Below are 15,663 nucleotides of genomic sequence, written 5' to 3' on the forward strand. Positions count from 1 at the left end.
CATTGTTCAATTCATCAAAGCAGCTACCGCGGACTACACTGAAAGTCCGCCACCCACGCGACACTGCAGCGAGACTACCGTCATGCGGCTTACACGGATTGCGATTTACCTGACGGCTTTGACCTGTCTGAGCCAGCCCCTGTCAGCTGACATGGCAGAACGAGCCGAAGCAGCGATCACCAAGGCGGAGACGCTCGAGCAGAACACTGCCGAGCAAGGAGATGTCACCCGGGCGGATCCTGACGACACCATCACCAAGGCCGAATCCCGCGCGGTAGATCCGGCCGGCGAGGCGCCACTGGATGATGCGATCACCTGCCTGGCCCGCTCGATCTATTGGGAAGCAAAGGGCGACGGGGCAGACAGCATGGAAGCGGTGGCCAGCGTAGTGTTGAACCGACTGGCCGACGGCGGCTTTCCGGAAACGGTTTGCGAGGTGGTAAAACAGGGCTCCGAACAGGGCGCCTGTCAATTCTCCTGGTGGTGTGACGGTCGCTCCGACACCGTTCAGGAAGAAGAGCCCTATCGGATGGCCACAGAAATTGCCCGCAAGGCGCTCAACGGGCAACTGAAGGATCGAACCGACGGAGCGCTGTATTTCCATGACCGCAGCGTCGCCCCCGGCTGGTCTGACACCTTCGTCAAAACCGCCGAGATCGGCGATCTGTTCTTCTACAAGCCCAACTAGATCAGGCGCAGGGCAATGCGGAATTAACTGGCCACTATCGGGTCTCTGTATGTAGGGCCAGTCGGAATTTACCTCTCGTACGTCTCAATGAGAGTTCGACTGATCTGCAGCCAACCTGGCTGATTGTCGGGTTGGGAGGTCCCACTCTGATTCCTGGAACTGAGCGGTCCAGGTCACGCCTCAAGCTGTCTGAGCAAAGGAATGCACGGTTGACCCGAGCCTCATCGCAACCGGGGTAAGCGCGTGGATAACACTTCAGGGGTGCAATCATGACCAGACACGCCACCGAACTACCCAGCTTTGACACACTGATGGAAATGGCAACAGAGCGGCCAGAGGAGCTCGAAAACCTCAGGCAGAGGATGACAGAAGACATTCTGCGGAACGCTCCCCCGGAACGCCGCCGCAGACTACTCGGCGTTGTGTTTCGTATTGATGCTGAGCGGCGCATGGCAAAGAACCCACTGCAGGCCTGCATCAAGATATCGCAGATGATGATGGATTCGGCACTTGAGCTGCGCGACGGCATCCTCGGTCCCCTGCCGGTTCGCAATGAATCCAGGCCGGCGCAGATTATTCCGCTGCGCCGAAGCAAGCCCAACCGCTGATGCCGTTTGAACGCCTGATGCCCGACTGCCCGTCGGACATCAGGAAGCGTCTCAGGCGTCGCGCCACCCATTTCCTTCAGGTAACGACAAACGACATTCGATCCTGCCTCGGGCTCGAGTAGACTTGGAGTCCATGTTGACGACCAAGGCGGCTTATCCATGCCACTCACCACCGAAGAGCTTTCGAAGGTCAGCGCCGTAACTATCGGCCATTACCAACGCCAGGCCGAACAGTTCGAAGCCGGCACCCGTGACCATGACGTGCGCCAGAATATCGATGCCTTGCTGCGCCATATCCAGGCCGACGCTCCGCTGGACATACTCGACTTCGGGTGTGGCCCGGGGCGCGATCTGCGGACCTTTAGCGAAATGGGTCACCATGCCGTCGGCCTTGATGGGTGTCCGCGTTTTGTGGAGATGGCCCAGGCCAATAGCGGTTGCGAGGTATGGCTTCAGGACTTCCTCGCGCTGGATCTACCGACAGAGCAGTTCGATGGCATTTTCGCCAACGCGGCTCTGTTCCACGTGCCCAGCGCGGAACTGCCTGGGGTGTTGCGCCAGCTCATGGCGGCCTTGAAGCCCGGCGGCGTGCTGTTCAGTTCCAATCCACGCGGGCATAACGAGGAAGGCTGGAATGGTGAGCGCTACGGCGCGTATTACGACCTGGACACCTGGCGCGCCTTGCTGAATCAGCAAGGAATGGAGGAACTGGAGCATTATTACCGGCCCGCAGGCCTGCCCCGCGAACAACAGCCCTGGCTAGCGAGCGTATGGCGCAAACCCGGCTGAAGGGGGCAGTGGGCAGAATCACTCTGGTGCTGAACTTCGCCGCTCCAGGTTTCTCCAATCGGTACAACAGCTGACCATTGGGGACACTATGACTCGCAAGAAAGCACCGGAGAAGCCGAAGAAGCCGGAGAAAAAAAAACCAGACGCCGCGGACCCTTCCCAGGAAGAACCCGACACCACCATGGCCAACGCGGGGGAAGGTGGCCCCGGTGAGGATCCAGACTATGACGAGGCCGGCGAAGGTGATGACGGCATCGACGACCGCCATTGACTCCCCGTTATGGGTGATGCCAGCCAGAGGGTTCATCTGCGCCGTCAGATGAACCCTATCCAGCGCCCCGCCAGCACCGCAGCCACCCAGAACCCAAGTGAAGCCCCGGCGTGCATTCGCACGATGGCATCGGCGCGTCCTGTTGACAAAGCCGTCCGCCAACGATTCTGCCCGTGCAGCCACACCGCGTTGAGCAGTCCCAGCGCCACCAGGGCGAGCTTGCTGAGAAATGCGGGGTTATCGAGATAGGACGCGGGGTCGACGCTGAACAACCAGACGCCGGTGATAATCGCCAGCAGCAGGCCGGCTGCAGCTCCCGAGGACAGCATCGGGCCCACCGCGCTCAGCGCTACCGTCCTAAATACCCCGAGCAGGCGCAGATCCAGGGTGATGATGTTACCCAGCAGGTATCCCAGTGAAAGGATATGGGCGGCGTTCACCAGCAGATAGGCGGTCCCTGATTCGCGGATCCAGACCGCGGGTGGCAGCTGCGCTAGCGCCGTCCACAATGCCTGCATTCGTGCTACTGCTCGACACGCTCTGGGTAGATATCGTACGTGCGCCCACCCACGGTCACCTGGACCGCTTTCATACGAAGCTCCGAGCGGTCCAGGCTGCGATTGCCAACGATGGTTATTTCGTCACCGGCTTCAGCTGAGTCTTCGTCGAAACCGGAGCGCGCAGTACCCGCTGGATTACCGAGCTGTATATACCAGCTCTCACCGTCGTGCGTTTCGACATCCAGCGAAGGATGTGGCGGAGCCATGCTGACGCTCCTGACTACGCCGTTGAGCTCCATTTGCTCGGGTTCGGCCCAGGACCAACCATGGTGCGCCGAAACCTGTGTCGCATACAGGAGACTTGTGGCAGCCAGGATGGCTGTTGCAATGGATGGCAATCGATACGACATTGTCCGCCCCTCCTTTTTTGACCCGAACCATTGATCGTTATTGATTCAAGTGTAGGCGTGATGCGAGACAGCGCTCACTCAGCCGACAGACTGAGCAGACGCTGGTAACCACTGCGCGTCAACAGCACCAGATTGGTAGTGCTGCGGTAGATCTGGCCAGCACCCTTGAGTGATTCGATGAAGGCTTCATGCTCGGAGCCTGGCAGGTAGAAATAGTCCGCCTGCTCGACCAGCTGTTCCCGCTGGCGCTTGAATACCCGAAAGGCAGTACCTTTCTGAACACCATTGAGTTCGTCCAGCTGTTTGAAGCTCAAGGTCTCCTGCCCTGCATACTGGATTGCGTCGATACCTGCCATTGTTCCTCCATCAGCTACCATGCCCGGGTCCGAGCGCATGTGATAGGTTAATGCGAATCCTCAGCTCAGGGCCATCCGATGAACGATTTTCACTACTACGAGCCGGCACAGGGCCATGGCCTGCCGCATGATCCATTCAACGCCATCGTCGGACCGCGTCCCATCGGTTGGATCTCGTCGTCTGACGCGGCCGGCAAGGTAAATCTGGCGCCTTATAGTTTTTTCAATGCATTCAATTACATACCACCCATCGTCGGCTTCTCCAGTATCGGCCGCAAGGACAGCCTGAATAACATTGAGCAGACCGGCGAGTTCACCTGGAACCTAGTCACCTACCCGCTCGCTGAATCCATGAACCAGACCTGCGCCATGGTGGCGCCTGAGGTCGACGAGTTCGAGCTGGGCAATCTGACCAAGGCGCCGTCACGGTTGATTGCCCCGCCACGGGTGGCCGAAAGCCCCGTCTCCTTTGAATGCAAGGTGACGCAGATCATCCAGCTGCAACGCGCCGATAAGAGCCTGGTTCCCAGCTGGCTCGTTCTTGGCGAAGTCGTTGCGGTGCATATAGCACACCGCATGCTCAAGGAGGGAATCTACGATACAGCCACGGCGCAGCATGTGTTGCGTGGCGGCGGGCCGGCTGATTACTTCGCGATACAACCGGAATCACTGTTTCGCATGACTCGGCCGACATAGGGCCTGTCGACATAAGGCCGGTTGGGGTAACCTGCTCGCTCCCATTTAAAGGAGCATATTTCATGGCCCAAGCTACAGCCCGTCACATCCTGGTTTCCACCGAAGCGAAATGTAATGAATTGAAGACCGCCATCGAAGGCGGCGCTGACTTCGCACAGGTTGCCCGTGAGAATTCAACTTGCCCTTCAAGCCGTCAGGGCGGTGATCTTGGCACATTCGGTCCAGGCCAGATGGTCAAGGAATTCGATACCGTAGTATTCAGCGCGCCGATCAATGAAGTTCAGGGTCCGGTAAAAACGCAGTTCGGCTACCACCTGTTGCAGGTCACCAGCCGCCAGGACTGATTAACGCTCCGCCTCTTTTACGGCGTCTCAGGCTCCCGATCGCACCACGAGGGCCCGCCAACAGCCGAAAGAGGCGGAATATATCGGCGGGAATTACCGCAGCGGCGTGCCGAATACCTGGGTCCATAGGATCGGAGTCGCTGCATCGGGGTTCAACACGTAGGCTGCACCCATCTCGGTATAAGACGGCTCCATGATATTGGCGCAGTGTCCCGGGCTGGCGAGCCACCCTGCCACCACCTGCTCAACCGCCCCCTGCCCCGCCGCGATGTTCTCGCCGATATGGCTGAACTGATAGCCCTGATCGCGCACGCGTGAGTCGACTTGCCGTCCGTCCTTGTCTGCATGACTGAAGTAACCCTGCTGGGCCATATCCTCACTATGCTCGATCGCCGCTGCTGCCAGTTTGGCGTTCCACCGCAACGCCGGTGCCGCTTCGTACTCCGTACCACCACAACGTCTTGCTGAACGGCGAGCTTCGTTCACATGCGTCAATATCGCCTTGCCGGCCTCTTGCCAATCACCGAGATCCTCATCCAGCAATGGCTGCGCCAATATGATCTGCCAGCTGTTGCCATCCTGACGTATACCGATATCCGCCACCTGCGGGTCAAGCAGTGCGCTGCAATAACGCTCCTTTATCATGCGCATCGCCATGTCGGCACTATCGGGTCCAGCAAAGGCGAGTGCCTGCGCGCCAGCGGCCTGATAACCAGCCTGCTGCAACAGCGATTGCAACTGAGACTCCGAATCCAGACGGACTTCGGAGAGCGTCTGATTGGGGGCCAGCGGGCCGACCGGCTCAACCTCCTGACCGTCGCAGCGCTGCGGCGTCTCACGGAACTGGTTGATCATGCTCATCAGCTCGTCGGCGTCATCGGCCACTGCTGTCTGAGTCGACAGCGCCGCGGGCAATAAACACAACAAGGCTACTGCATACCGGCGGCTCGCTACCTTCTGCCACAGACCACCTAATTCTGGGAACATGATTGAGATCTTCCGTATTGCCAGAGATGTCAAATTGGACAACCAACCGCAGCCGAACATTCTGTCGTCCAAAAAAAACCGGAAGCATCGGCTCCCGGTTTATTCGTTTACCGCTGATCGCAGCGGCCGTTACGCCTTGTCGACGCCTTTTTTGACGGCATCCTTTGCGTCGCCCTTCACACCCTGCGCCTTGCCTTTGGTTTCCTGGACGTTGCCTTCCGCTTTGGTCTGCTCGTTATCAGTGGCTTCGCCGACACCCTGCTTGGCTTTGCCCATCGCTTCGTTTGCTTTGCCTTTCAGCTTGTCACCTGTACTTCCCATGATCATGCCTCTCTCTGCTAGGTATCCAGTGGGTACATACAATCGATCCTGATACGGGACGACAGTTCCACTGCGTACACAACTCGTTTCAATGATGGGGCTCATTCTCGTGCAGCAGCACGTTGAGCTCATCGACTACCGGCTCCCAGTCTGCATCGTCCATGATCGACTCTTTGAGGAAAGCCGCCTGTGATTCGTTCCAGAATGGGGCTTCAGAGACTTTCACATCGTCGGGCAGCGGATAGTGGCTGGCAATGAATGCGTCGATGCTGGCCTGATCAGATGCCAGACCCAGTTGTTCGAATAGCAGGCTCAGGTCTTTATTGAGCAGATCCATGATGACTCCTCTATCAGGCGCCGGAACAGCCGGCTCCAGGTCGCGTGCTTGGTTAACCCAGAGCCCGCCGAGGGTCATTGCTGCGGCGACACCTCGACAGGCTCTAGTAAGTAGAGGGTCGTTGAGTGATATCGGTTCCCTGCCATGCGCTGCGCCTGGCAGGGAACGCAGACGATCACTTGACCAACAACACCGGAACCGGTGAATCATGGACCACACGCGTGGCGACAGACCCCATGACCAGATTACCGAGACTACCCATGCCGCGCGTACCCATCACGACGGTGTCACATCCATGACGGGTAACTGCCTCCACTAGCGCGGAAGTCACCTCTCCCACCGCAGTATGGGTCTCGCAGACGATACCCGCGGCCTTAAGCTCGGCCGCGGCTTCTGCAACGATTTCCTTGGCATGATCTTCGGCACCAGCGTTAAGCTGATCGAGCATGGTAGCTGACACGTAGTTGCCGTAGAGCTTGGGCCCAGGCTGTACGTTCAGCACATGCACCGTGAGCTGAGGATATTCCTTCGAGAAATTCACCAGATACTGAATTGCACGCTTGGCTGAAGGCGAACCGTCAAATGGGACCAGAACCTTTTGCATAACCTTTCCTCATTATTGTTAATCGTGGCCTTGTCACTATAACCATTGTGGCAGCTGTCATTCACCCCGGGTTGACCTCGATCAAGAGGATTAGCAAGATTGTTCATTAATCCTGTTGCGGAAACGACTGTGACGCTCTGTTTCGAGTGCTTGCCGAAGATTGCCATACCCATGGCCAACCAGTTCTATCGGTCGCAGGCGAGCCGCATGAAAGCGCGCTCACGCCATCAGGTTCTGGTACTGCGTGATACGGAGATCAAAGCCGCGCTGTGTCTTCAGCCGATTGCGGACGGCACCTGGCTGACCAATCTACTGATCGCGACGGATCAACGGGGAAGAGGCTTGGCAACGCAATTGCTCGCCGAGGCCCGCAGCGTGACGCAGGGACCCATCTGGCTGTTCGCCAGGCCGGAGCTGGAAGGGTTCTATGTGCAACGCGGTTATCAGTCCCGGCCTGTGCTACCGGCGGAACTGGCAGATCGGCTGGTGCGTTATCAACGCACCAAGCAGTTGGTCGCGCTGGTTCAGCCGGGCTGAATATCACATCTCGGCGTGTCGACGACGTATACCGATATCGACTCGCATGCACACCGCAGCCAGAAACAGAAAGGCTATGCCCAACGCGCCGCGGCTTACGTTCGTTCCCGCCAACGCAGATAAGAAGCCAGCGATTTCATCCGGAAAAGCTGCAAGAAGGCCGCCGACGGGCACCATGACAAAAAGGAAACAATAGCCAAGAGTACGAAATATTTTCAAAAGGAGTCCTCACGCCATGCTTTGTTGTTCTCGACGCAGCATGGCGTGATTCGATCGAGGATTCAAACTAGACGATAGTGGCAGATCGAGCTCAGGCGCGCGGCAAGGTCACGCCGCGCTGGCCCTGATACTTTCCACCGCGATCCTTGTAGGACACTTCACACACCTCGTCCGACTCGAAGAACAGCATCTGCGCTACGCCTTCGTTGGCGTAAATCTTTGCCGGCAAGGTCGTGGTGTTGGAAAATTCCAGGGTGACGTGGCCTTCCCATTCCGGCTCAAGCGGGGTGACGTTGACGATGATGCCGCAACGCGCGTACGTGCTCTTGCCCAGGCAGATGGTCAACACATTGCGCGGGATACGGAAGTATTCCACAGTGCGTGCCAGCGCGAAGGAGTTCGGCGGAATGATGCAGACGTCACTCTTGATGTCGACGAAGCTGTCTTCATCGAAGTGCTTGGGATCGACAGTGGCCGAATGGATATTGGTGAAAACCTTGAACTCATTAGCGCAGCGCACATCGTAGCCATAACTGGAAACCCCATAGGAAATCACCCGGCTGCCTTCCTCACCGCGCACCTGGCGTTCCATAAAGGGCTCAATCATGCCTTGCTCTTCGGACATGCGGCGAATCCAGCGGTCAGATTTAATGCTCATGGAGTGTCCTGCTTTAGACCAGAAAAGGTGCCGTATCTTAGCCGGTTATGCCTGTCGACAAAAGATCAACAGGCAAGCCGCCATCAATCGTCGCTGATACTGATGGTCGGAGCGGCCTGAGCCTGCCCGGCCCGCTGAGCAATGCGCGCGCCGACATGCCGGGCAATGTCCTGATACAGCATACTGATCTGGCTGTCCGGCTCGGCAATAACGGTCGGCGTGCCGCCGTCGGCCTGTTCGCGAATCATCATTGACAGCGGCATCGACGCGAGCAGGTCGACATCGTATTCGTCTGCCAGGCGCTCCCCGCCGCCTTCACCAAACAAGTGCTCGGCATGGCCGCAATTGGAACAGATATGCACCGCCATGTTTTCCACTACGCCCAGCACGGGGATGTTCACCTTGCGGAACATCTCGACACCCTTCTTGGCATCCAGCAGAGCGAGATCCTGCGGTGTGGTGACGATCACCGCTCCGGTGACTGGCACCTTTTGAGCCAGCGTCAGCTGAATATCACCCGTGCCCGGCGGCATATCCACAACCAGATAGTCCAGATCGTTCCAGGCAGTTTGTGTCAGCAGCTGCATCAATGCACCGGACACCATTGGGCCACGCCAGACCATTGGCGTCTTGGCGTCAGCCAGGAAGGCCATGGACATGACCTGGATGCCATGGGCGGTGGGCGCGATAAAAAACTTCTCGTCGCGTACCTCTGGGCGGGTACCTTCCGGCAACCCAAGCATCAGACCCATGCTTGGACCATAGATGTCAGCGTCAAGTACGCCGACCCGGGCGCCTTCCCTGGCCAGAGCCAGAGCGAGATTGGCGGCAGTGGTGGATTTCCCTACACCGCCCTTGCCTGAGGCGACGGCGATGATGTTCTTCACGTTGTGCAGTGCTTCGACGGTCCCCTGCGAAGGGGCGGCGGCGATTTCACAGCGCACTTTAATAGAAGCCGATTCAACGCCGTCTACATTTTCCACCGCCACCTTGAGCATCTCGGCAATGCCACTGATGATCCCGGCTGCCGCGTACCCAAGCACCAGCTCCGCCGATACCTTGCTGCCGTCAATATCGAGGCTCTTGAGACAACCCGAGCTCACCAGATCGGTACCGGTATAAGGATCCTGATATTGAGCGAGGGCGCGTTTGATAGCGGGGCGATCGATTGTGGTCATGGGGTATCCAATGCTGTGGCGTTTCAGGTTCGCATGCTACTGACTGAACAGACGTCAGGGAAGCGTTGTGCAGAGTATGACAGCGCGCATCAAAGCTTTACTCATGAAAAAGGCCGGCGTACCCGATAGGTGCGCCAGCCTTGATCAATCGCCCACAAAGGCTGCAGGTTATCGGAAGTTAAGCCGCTTCAGGCTCTTCTTCAGTTGCGTCTTCAGGCTGCTCGCCCGCTTCAGCGTCGGACTCTGGCTCATCTGTCTCCTCAGGCTGCTCGTCCTGCGGTTCTTCACCTGCCTGTTCGAGGAGTGCGTTGAGCAAGCTCTCACCACGCTCACCAACCATTTCGACGAAGACATCACGCACCGGCAGGCTGCGCTCGCGGAATGCAGCACGCTCTTCAGCAGTGAGGTAGATCAGCTCGATATCGCTGTTCTCGGTAATGATATCCAGACGCTCGGTGTTCAGACGCGTCTGCACGTCATGGATGTAAGGCACCAGTTCAACCACTACTTCCTCGATGAGATCCTTGCGCTCGTCAGACAAGTTTTCGTACCACGCCTGATTGGCCATGAAGGTGGCGATGAACTGCGCCTGGTTAGCGAAGATCATGTAATCCTGGACCTGATAGAAATCCATTTCCTGGTGGGCAAACACCGGCTGGATATTGCCGTCCAGCTGACCCAGCTGCAGACCGCTATACAACTCGCCATATTCCATGGTGGTTGGATCCGCACCGTAGGCACTGTAGGTCTCATTCAGCAAACGGTTATCCATGGTCCGAATCGCCAGGCCTTCAAAATCTTCCGGAGTGCGGACGGGTTTGTTCGCGGTCCAGACCTGCCAGCCTTCCGGGACGATCGCCAGCGGATGCAGATCGCGCTCGTTGAACGCACCTATCAGATCCGGATGCTTGCGAAAATCGGGGTGGTTGAGAATTTCAGCATTCTTCTTTTCGTCATCCGTGAGGACAAAGTTCAGACTGAACAGCTGTGATTCAGGAACGGTCCCGCCAAGAAAACCGGAGCCAAACGCCATTTCAATCGAGCCCGCCTGGACTTGATCATAAATATCAGTCAACCCGCCAAGTTGGCCATAGGGGAAGAGTTTGACTTCAACTTCACCGTTGGTTTTCTCGCTAATCAATTCCGCGAACTGCGCACCGTATTCGTATTGAACGCTGCCTTCAATTTCTTCGAGGGCAACACGCCACACTTCGACCTGACCGGTTTCCGGTTGTGCTTCAAGCCCAGTTTCGGCTGTTTCTTCCGGCTCATCCGAGCCGCACGCCGCCAATACCAGGGCTGCTGCCCCAACTACTCCATTACGCCAGTTCATGGAACGCTCCTTATCTATTGTTCTGGTTAACCGCTTTTAACCTTATCACAAGGTCGTCATATGTCCACGTCGTGCAAAAACCCGAATCATGGGTTAAGGTCAAAAAAGGAATCTGGACGCGAAGTCGGTGCAACGTGGCCAGTTACCAGTGCATTGACTACAGAATGAAAGTAAATATCCCGACGTTACCTTTTTACGCCCGGGTAGTGCCTGACCAGGCCATGGAGAGGATCAACAGATGCCCGAACCTGCCGACAGGTCGGACAGCCACTCGTTCAAGGCATTGCTGAGCAAAGCTCTGCGTGTGCTGGATCGAATTGCAGAACACATTGAGAAAACCATACTGGGCTGCAGTGTGCTGTTCCTGGCGGGTCTGTTGATTGCTCATGTCCTCGGGCGCCAATTGCTGGGAACCGGCGTGACCGGTCAGGTGGAACTGACTCAGATGAGTCTGATCATCATGACCTTCGCCGGCTTGGGCTATGCCGTTCGGCGTGCCCGACACATCTCTATGTCAGCCTTTTACGACCAGCTCAAGGGCACGCCCCGCAAGATCCTGCTGGTCACCATCTCCTTGTCGACCGGTGCGCTGATGTTCTTCTTCGCCTGGCACGCCTGGGATTACGTGATGGCCATTCAAGGGCGCGGCCGTACGTCTTCCGCCCTGCAGATCCCGCTGTGGATTCCCTACCTCATGGCGCCGGTGGGCTTTGCTCTGGCGGGTATCCAATATTGGCTTACGGCAATCCGCAACATGATCTCCAAGGGCATTTACCGGTCATTCAATGAGAAAGAAGCTTACGATGAAGTCCCCGACTCAGCCCTCTAGAACGGTGATCAATCCATGCTGACCCTCACTGTCATTGTCATGGTGGTGTTGCTCCTGCTCGGCTTTCCCATGCTGGTTCCGCTGCTCGTTGCCAGTCTCATGTTGCTGTTCCTCGAACTGGACATGAACAACGTAAGCCTGCTGATGGGTCAGATGATCAGTGGCGTTCAATCCTGGGCACTGGCGGCCGTTCCGCTGTTCATCTTCGCTGCAGATGTCATGACCCGTGGTCACACATCCCAGCGCCTGCTTGATCTGGTGCAGAGCTTCGTTGGCCACTTGCGTGGTGGCTTGCCGATCACCACTGCTGCCAGCTGTACATTGTTCGGAGCAGTCTCGGGCTCTACCCAGGCCACCGTCGTTGCGATGGGTGGACCGATGCGGCCAAAATTGCTCGAAAAAGGCTATTCCGACAGTTTCACCCTGGCCCTGATCATCAACGCCAGCGATATTGCCCTGCTGATTCCACCCAGTATCGGCATGATCATCTACGGCGTGGTGTCCGGCGCGTCGATCGGCAATCTGTTTATCGCCGGCATTCTGCCGGGGATAATGATCCTATTGATGTTCTCTCTCTATTGTTGGGCAGCCTCTATCCGCATGGGCATCGCACCCGAGCCGCGCTCCGGCTGGGCGATTCGCTGGGCAGCGATGAAGAAAGCCATATTACCGCTAGGTTTTCCCCTGGTAGTGGTAGGCGGCATTTACGGCGGCATTTTCAGTCCCACCGAGGCGGCAGCCATCGCCGTGCTGTATGCCCTGGTGCTGGAGATAGTGATTCTGCGCGCCGTCAAGATCAGCGAGATATGGGATGTGGCCCTTTCCACAGGTTTGATCACCGCGGTGGTATTCATTCTGGTGGCGGCCGGGACGGCGTTCACCTATACCATTTCCTTCGCGGGCATTCCCCAGGCAATACTCGGGCCGGTCATCGAGGCGATTGGCGACAGCCAGCTGTTGGTGCTTGGTCTGATAGCCATATCCTTCTTTATTGGTTGCATGTTTGTCGATCCCATCGTGGTGATTCTGATCCTGACTCCGCTATTCAAACCGGCTGTGGATGCGGCGGGTCTCGACCCGGTGCACGTCGGTGTCATCGTCACTCTGCAGGCCGCGATCGGCTCGGCCACACCCCCGTTCGGCTGCGATATCTTCACCGCGATGGCAATCTTCCGCCGCCCCTATTTCGATGTAATCAAGGGCACGCCGCCCTTCATATTCATCCTGCTGTTGGCCACCGCGCTGTTGATCTTCTTCCCGCAGATCTCGCTCTGGCTGCCGTCGCTGTCCGATTCCTGAAGGCTTGCGCCTGAAGCCTTCAGGATCCCCTCTGCCCGTCGCTGACAAAAAACTTGATCTCTGCCCTTCGGTTATTCCGCGGGTTGCCGATAAGGCTATATAGTGGCGAAAGCCAATCAACCGTATCAAGTGATCGATAAAAAGCGCATCCATTAAGGCGTGACGAGGACAGTATGAACGCGACGGAAACCGCACCTGAAACCGGTCTTGCACCGAACCTCCCCACCATGTCCCGAGCGGGGATTTGCCTGGCCTTGTGTCTCTGCCAACTGTTCTTTACCGGGGCAGTGATCTGGCTCGCCGATGGCGTCCTGCTGGTCATGGCTATCCTGCTCACACCAGTCGCCTTCTATCTGATATTTCAATCGCGCTCTAAACGCGATGAGGCCGGCGATATGCTCGAACGCCTGGGCATGACCAACAGCAAGCAGATCGACCTGCGCCAATTGGAAACCGGTGATGCGCAACAGAGTGAGGCCAGCCACCGGTTCAACGATCTGAACGAACGGCTGCGTACAGTCATGCTCGACCTGCAAACCAATAGCCTGCGAACCGCGCTGGCCTCTGCCAATAGCCGATTGCTGGCAGAAAAGACCGCCAAGGATGCCAGCCTGCAACAACAGCTGTCTGAACTGATATTTCATGCCAGCGAACAAACCACCACCGCCCTGCAGGACATTTCCTCCCGGGCGAGCGACGTTTCAGAGGTCAATACCCGTAGCCTGGAGCTAGCACGTCAATCGAAACAGCAGATGGGTGATGCCCGACAGAATATGCAGTTAGTGACTGAGTCGATGAATGGCTTCAAGGGCAATATCAACGCGCTCTCTGCCACGTCAAAGAAGGTCAGAGAAATCCTCAATACCGTGCAGGACTTTTCAGCCCAGACCAACATGCTGGCGCTGAACGCAGCCATCGAGGCCGCGCGCGCGGGGGAACAGGGACGGGGCTTTGCCGTAGTGGCTGACGAGGTGCGCAGCCTCTCGTTCAAGGTAGGCAATGCCGCCGAGCAGATCACCCAACTCATGGAGCAAATGACCAAGGCTATGTCCGGAGCCGAGCAGCAAACCCTCGGCATGCTCGAACAGACCGAAACCACTGGCCTGGCGGTCAGCACCGCCGCCGACCAGTTCAACGCCATGGTGGAAGACTTCCAACAAGCCAATGACGACCTGCTGATGGTCAGTAGCGCCCTGGAAGAACTCACCGCCACCAACACCGAAACACTCAAGCACGGCGGTGAGATTCGAGCGCTCAGTCTTACCATCAGCAAATCCATGGAAGATACCTTCAGCCAGGCGGATGCCCTGCGCGACAACACCCATTTCACATTGCGCTCACTGGCAGGATTCCGTCTGGGTGAAGGCAACATGGAAGCGGTGACTCAACTGCTTATGCAGCGCAAAGAGGCACTGCAGAGCCGTTTGGCTGATCTGGCCAATGCAGGTGTGGATCTGTTCGACCAACGCTATACGCCGATCGCCGGCACCAATCCGCCCAAGCACGACGTGAGCTGGGCAGATGCGTTCATCAAGCAGGTGCGTCCGCTACTGGACGAGTGGGACCAGGGAGGCAAGGACGGTGTCGTGTATATGGCAGCGGTCAACGACAAAGGCTACCTGCCGACCAGTCGCAGCGCCTCGTCACAACCCGCCACCGGCGACCCAAAGATCGACGCCGCGCGCAGCAACTTCAAGCGCTTCGCCGTCACCAATGCCTCCGACCTGCATTTCATGACGACCTGCACCTATTTGAATATGGGTACCTTTGTGCTGCCGGGCACGGCAACAATTGTGTTCGTACTTTATGTACCGATCGAGGTAAACGGCCGGCGTTGGGGCACCATGTCCGCCGCAGTGTTGCCGACGGCGTTGGGGATCTAAATGCTGCCGCACTGCGCTATGAAGCGGTAGCAGGCCGCAGCCGCCTGGCTGATCAACTGCTGCTGCGTCTGCCCGCTGGCCTTCAAGGGCTTGAAGTCATGGTCGCCGGTGCCCAGCCAGTGCATCGAGATCTGCTTTGCTAGAGCGTACTGCTCGACGTCCTCGGGCTTGCCAAGCGGATCGCGGGTGCCCTGCACGATCAGTGTCGGTGTGACGATATCCTTGAGATGCTCAACCCGTGTCCTTTCCGGCTTGCGCGGAGGGTGGAAGGGATAACCGAAACACACTAGCGCCTTCGCGCCCAGCTCATCGGCCAGCATACTGGCCACACGACCACCCATCGATTTACCGCCGATATACACCGGCCCCTCACAGTCAGCGCAGGCCTGGCGAAACGCGTCGAGCAACATTGGCATCCGATTCGGTGGCCGTTTACGGCCATCTTCTCGACGAGCAGCCATGTACGGAAACTCGAAACGCGCTACCTTTAACCCGTTATCGGCTATGTCCTGCGCCAACAGCTCCATGAACGGACTGTCCATCGGTGCGCCGGCACCATGGGCGAGCACCAGGGTCCCCGGTAGCTGAGCCGATTCAGGCTGATTGATCAAGAATGAAGCGGGCATTGGGTCTCCGGCAGCTGTTGGTGCGACACGATGTCACAGCAGCGCAGCCGCATCAGGGTTCACTTGCCGATTGTGTGGGTTTACCCTTGAGTTCGTCCAGAGCATCTGGAAAAACTAACACCGGCGAGGTACAGCAACCGCCGAGGCCCCTGCAGGTCAGCTCGTGGATCCATTCCGAGCGAGCTCCTCT

Annotated in this window: 21 protein-coding genes; 10 read left to right on the forward strand and 11 right to left on the reverse strand. The window is 57.6% G+C overall.

What is annotated here, in order from left to right; translation table 11 throughout:
- Window positions 1-82: 82 nt before the first annotated feature.
- The 4 genes from FHK95_RS04320 to FHK95_RS04335 all read left to right on the forward strand — a co-directional run bounded on the left by FHK95_RS04320 (window position 83) and on the right by FHK95_RS04335 (window position 2,356).
- Window positions 83-688 carry a cell wall hydrolase gene (locus tag FHK95_RS04320; RefSeq protein WP_150303387.1) on the forward strand — a complete coding sequence of 202 codons (606 nt, stop codon included), beginning with the start codon at window positions 83-85 and terminating at the stop codon, window positions 686-688.
- 269 nt (window positions 689-957) lie between these two features.
- Window positions 958-1,296: a DUF3135 domain-containing protein gene (locus tag FHK95_RS04325; RefSeq protein ID WP_150303388.1), complete on the forward strand. Its 339-nt coding sequence runs from the start codon at window positions 958-960 to the stop codon at window positions 1,294-1,296.
- A gap of 159 nt (window positions 1,297-1,455) precedes the next feature.
- Window positions 1,456-2,085, forward strand: coding sequence for a class I SAM-dependent methyltransferase (locus FHK95_RS04330; RefSeq protein WP_150303389.1), 630 nt, complete (start codon window positions 1,456-1,458; stop codon window positions 2,083-2,085).
- An 88-nt stretch (window positions 2,086-2,173) separates the two neighbouring features.
- Window positions 2,174-2,356 (forward strand): hypothetical protein, encoded by a 183-nt coding sequence (locus tag FHK95_RS04335; protein ID WP_150303390.1) that lies wholly within the window; start codon window positions 2,174-2,176, stop codon window positions 2,354-2,356.
- A gap of 44 nt (window positions 2,357-2,400) precedes the next feature.
- On the opposite strand, the gene FHK95_RS04340 is transcribed toward FHK95_RS04335, so the two are convergent.
- From FHK95_RS04340 to FHK95_RS04350, 3 genes are all read right to left on the reverse strand, one after another.
- Window positions 2,401-2,874: a DUF2214 domain-containing protein gene (locus FHK95_RS04340; RefSeq protein ID WP_150303391.1), complete on the reverse strand. Its 474-nt coding sequence runs from the start codon at window positions 2,872-2,874 to the stop codon at window positions 2,401-2,403.
- A gap of 5 nt (window positions 2,875-2,879) precedes the next feature.
- Complete coding sequence (locus FHK95_RS04345; protein WP_150303392.1) at window positions 2,880-3,266, reverse strand: DUF6152 family protein; 387 nt, start codon at window positions 3,264-3,266, stop codon at window positions 2,880-2,882.
- 74 nt (window positions 3,267-3,340) lie between these two features.
- The gene (locus tag FHK95_RS04350) at window positions 3,341-3,622 is read right to left on the reverse strand and encodes an ORF6N domain-containing protein (protein ID WP_178114708.1); all 282 of its coding nucleotides are present in this window, start codon (window positions 3,620-3,622) and stop codon (window positions 3,341-3,343) included.
- 78 nt (window positions 3,623-3,700) lie between these two features.
- On the opposite strand from FHK95_RS04350, the gene FHK95_RS04355 reads away from it, so the two are divergent.
- Complete coding sequence (locus tag FHK95_RS04355) at window positions 3,701-4,318, forward strand: flavin reductase family protein (protein WP_150303394.1); 618 nt, start codon at window positions 3,701-3,703, stop codon at window positions 4,316-4,318.
- A gap of 62 nt (window positions 4,319-4,380) precedes the next feature.
- The gene (locus tag FHK95_RS04360) at window positions 4,381-4,662 is read left to right on the forward strand and encodes a peptidylprolyl isomerase (protein ID WP_150303395.1); all 282 of its coding nucleotides are present in this window, start codon (window positions 4,381-4,383) and stop codon (window positions 4,660-4,662) included.
- A 93-nt stretch (window positions 4,663-4,755) separates the two neighbouring features.
- Here the strand turns inward: FHK95_RS04360 and FHK95_RS04365 are convergent, their stop codons facing one another.
- The 4 genes from FHK95_RS04365 to FHK95_RS04380 form a co-directional block, all read right to left on the reverse strand.
- Complete coding sequence (locus FHK95_RS04365) at window positions 4,756-5,649, reverse strand: CAP domain-containing protein (RefSeq protein ID WP_150303396.1); 894 nt, start codon at window positions 5,647-5,649, stop codon at window positions 4,756-4,758.
- A 129-nt stretch (window positions 5,650-5,778) separates the two neighbouring features.
- Entirely contained in the window at window positions 5,779-5,970 is a 192-nt protein-coding gene (locus FHK95_RS04370) for a CsbD family protein (protein ID WP_150303397.1), read from the reverse strand.
- Window positions 5,971-6,058: 88 nt separating this feature from the next.
- On the reverse strand, window positions 6,059-6,307 hold the full coding sequence (locus FHK95_RS04375) for a DUF2789 domain-containing protein (RefSeq protein WP_150303398.1): 249 nt from the start codon (window positions 6,305-6,307) through the stop codon (window positions 6,059-6,061).
- 175 nt (window positions 6,308-6,482) lie between these two features.
- Window positions 6,483-6,911 (reverse strand): universal stress protein, encoded by a 429-nt coding sequence (locus tag FHK95_RS04380; protein WP_150303399.1) that lies wholly within the window; start codon window positions 6,909-6,911, stop codon window positions 6,483-6,485.
- Between the two features lie 129 nt (window positions 6,912-7,040).
- Here FHK95_RS04380 and FHK95_RS04385 point away from each other — a divergent pair, with 129 nt between their 5' ends.
- Entirely contained in the window at window positions 7,041-7,448 is a 408-nt protein-coding gene (locus tag FHK95_RS04385; protein WP_235906713.1) for a GNAT family N-acetyltransferase, read from the forward strand.
- Between the two features lie 310 nt (window positions 7,449-7,758).
- Here FHK95_RS04385 and dcd read toward each other — a convergent pair whose 3' ends face one another.
- The 3 genes from dcd to dctP form a co-directional block, all read right to left on the reverse strand.
- Window positions 7,759-8,325: a dCTP deaminase gene (dcd, locus tag FHK95_RS04390; RefSeq protein WP_150303400.1), complete on the reverse strand. Its 567-nt coding sequence runs from the start codon at window positions 8,323-8,325 to the stop codon at window positions 7,759-7,761.
- An 83-nt stretch (window positions 8,326-8,408) separates the two neighbouring features.
- On the reverse strand, window positions 8,409-9,503 hold the full coding sequence (apbC, locus tag FHK95_RS04395) for an iron-sulfur cluster carrier protein ApbC (protein ID WP_150303401.1): 1,095 nt from the start codon (window positions 9,501-9,503) through the stop codon (window positions 8,409-8,411).
- A 178-nt stretch (window positions 9,504-9,681) separates the two neighbouring features.
- Window positions 9,682-10,836 (reverse strand): TRAP transporter substrate-binding protein DctP, encoded by a 1,155-nt coding sequence (gene dctP / locus FHK95_RS04400; protein WP_150303402.1) that lies wholly within the window; start codon window positions 10,834-10,836, stop codon window positions 9,682-9,684.
- Window positions 10,837-11,074: 238 nt separating this feature from the next.
- On the opposite strand from dctP, the gene FHK95_RS04405 reads away from it, so the two are divergent.
- From FHK95_RS04405 to FHK95_RS04415, 3 genes are all read left to right on the forward strand, one after another.
- A complete protein-coding gene (locus tag FHK95_RS04405; protein ID WP_178114709.1) occupies window positions 11,075-11,665 on the forward strand; it encodes a TRAP transporter small permease in 591 nt (196 codons plus the stop codon).
- 15 nt (window positions 11,666-11,680) lie between these two features.
- Window positions 11,681-12,964, forward strand: a complete 1,284-nt coding sequence (locus FHK95_RS04410) for a TRAP transporter large permease (RefSeq protein ID WP_150303403.1) — start codon at window positions 11,681-11,683, stop codon at window positions 12,962-12,964.
- A 752-nt stretch (window positions 12,965-13,716) separates the two neighbouring features.
- A complete protein-coding gene (locus tag FHK95_RS04415; protein WP_408003590.1) occupies window positions 13,717-14,847 on the forward strand; it encodes a methyl-accepting chemotaxis protein in 1,131 nt (376 codons plus the stop codon).
- Here the strand turns inward: FHK95_RS04415 and FHK95_RS04420 are convergent.
- Complete coding sequence (locus FHK95_RS04420; protein WP_150303405.1) at window positions 14,844-15,473, reverse strand: alpha/beta family hydrolase; 630 nt, start codon at window positions 15,471-15,473, stop codon at window positions 14,844-14,846. The two genes, FHK95_RS04415 and FHK95_RS04420, sit on opposite strands and share 4 nt — an antisense overlap.
- Window positions 15,474-15,663: the final 190 nt, after the last annotated feature.

Origin of the sequence: Pseudomonas saliphila, assembly GCF_008638345.1 — a bacterium.
GTDB classification, from domain to species: domain Bacteria; phylum Pseudomonadota; class Gammaproteobacteria; order Pseudomonadales; family Pseudomonadaceae; genus Halopseudomonas; species Halopseudomonas saliphila.

Excerpts from the sequence above, each read along its gene's own strand:
- FHK95_RS04320 (WP_150303387.1), top strand. The coding sequence starts at position 83 with ATGCGGCTTACACGGATTGCGATTTACCTGACGGCTTTGACCTGTCTG.
- FHK95_RS04325 (WP_150303388.1), top strand. The coding sequence starts at position 958 with ATGACCAGACACGCCACCGAACTACCCAGCTTTGACACACTGATGGAA.
- FHK95_RS04330 (WP_150303389.1), top strand. The coding sequence starts at position 1,456 with ATGCCACTCACCACCGAAGAGCTTTCGAAGGTCAGCGCCGTAACTATC.
- FHK95_RS04335 (WP_150303390.1), top strand. The coding sequence starts at position 2,174 with ATGACTCGCAAGAAAGCACCGGAGAAGCCGAAGAAGCCGGAGAAAAAA.
- FHK95_RS04340 (WP_150303391.1), bottom strand. The coding sequence starts at position 2,874 with ATGCAGGCATTGTGGACGGCGCTAGCGCAGCTGCCACCCGCGGTCTGG.
- FHK95_RS04345 (WP_150303392.1), bottom strand. The coding sequence starts at position 3,266 with ATGTCGTATCGATTGCCATCCATTGCAACAGCCATCCTGGCTGCCACA.
- FHK95_RS04350 (WP_178114708.1), bottom strand. The coding sequence starts at position 3,622 with ATGGCAGGTATCGACGCAATCCAGTATGCAGGGCAGGAGACCTTGAGC.
- FHK95_RS04355 (WP_150303394.1), top strand. The coding sequence starts at position 3,701 with ATGAACGATTTTCACTACTACGAGCCGGCACAGGGCCATGGCCTGCCG.
- FHK95_RS04360 (WP_150303395.1), top strand. The coding sequence starts at position 4,381 with ATGGCCCAAGCTACAGCCCGTCACATCCTGGTTTCCACCGAAGCGAAA.
- FHK95_RS04365 (WP_150303396.1), bottom strand. The coding sequence starts at position 5,649 with ATGTTCCCAGAATTAGGTGGTCTGTGGCAGAAGGTAGCGAGCCGCCGG.
- FHK95_RS04370 (WP_150303397.1), bottom strand. The coding sequence starts at position 5,970 with ATGGGAAGTACAGGTGACAAGCTGAAAGGCAAAGCAAACGAAGCGATG.
- FHK95_RS04375 (WP_150303398.1), bottom strand. The coding sequence starts at position 6,307 with ATGGATCTGCTCAATAAAGACCTGAGCCTGCTATTCGAACAACTGGGT.
- FHK95_RS04380 (WP_150303399.1), bottom strand. The coding sequence starts at position 6,911 with ATGCAAAAGGTTCTGGTCCCATTTGACGGTTCGCCTTCAGCCAAGCGT.
- dcd (WP_150303400.1), bottom strand. The coding sequence starts at position 8,325 with ATGAGCATTAAATCTGACCGCTGGATTCGCCGCATGTCCGAAGAGCAA.
- apbC (WP_150303401.1), bottom strand. The coding sequence starts at position 9,503 with ATGACCACAATCGATCGCCCCGCTATCAAACGCGCCCTCGCTCAATAT.
- dctP (WP_150303402.1), bottom strand. The coding sequence starts at position 10,836 with ATGAACTGGCGTAATGGAGTAGTTGGGGCAGCAGCCCTGGTATTGGCG.
- FHK95_RS04405 (WP_178114709.1), top strand. The coding sequence starts at position 11,075 with ATGCCCGAACCTGCCGACAGGTCGGACAGCCACTCGTTCAAGGCATTG.
- FHK95_RS04410 (WP_150303403.1), top strand. The coding sequence starts at position 11,681 with ATGCTGACCCTCACTGTCATTGTCATGGTGGTGTTGCTCCTGCTCGGC.
- FHK95_RS04415 (WP_408003590.1), top strand. The coding sequence starts at position 13,717 with ATGGGTGATGCCCGACAGAATATGCAGTTAGTGACTGAGTCGATGAAT.
- FHK95_RS04420 (WP_150303405.1), bottom strand. The coding sequence starts at position 15,473 with ATGCCCGCTTCATTCTTGATCAATCAGCCTGAATCGGCTCAGCTACCG.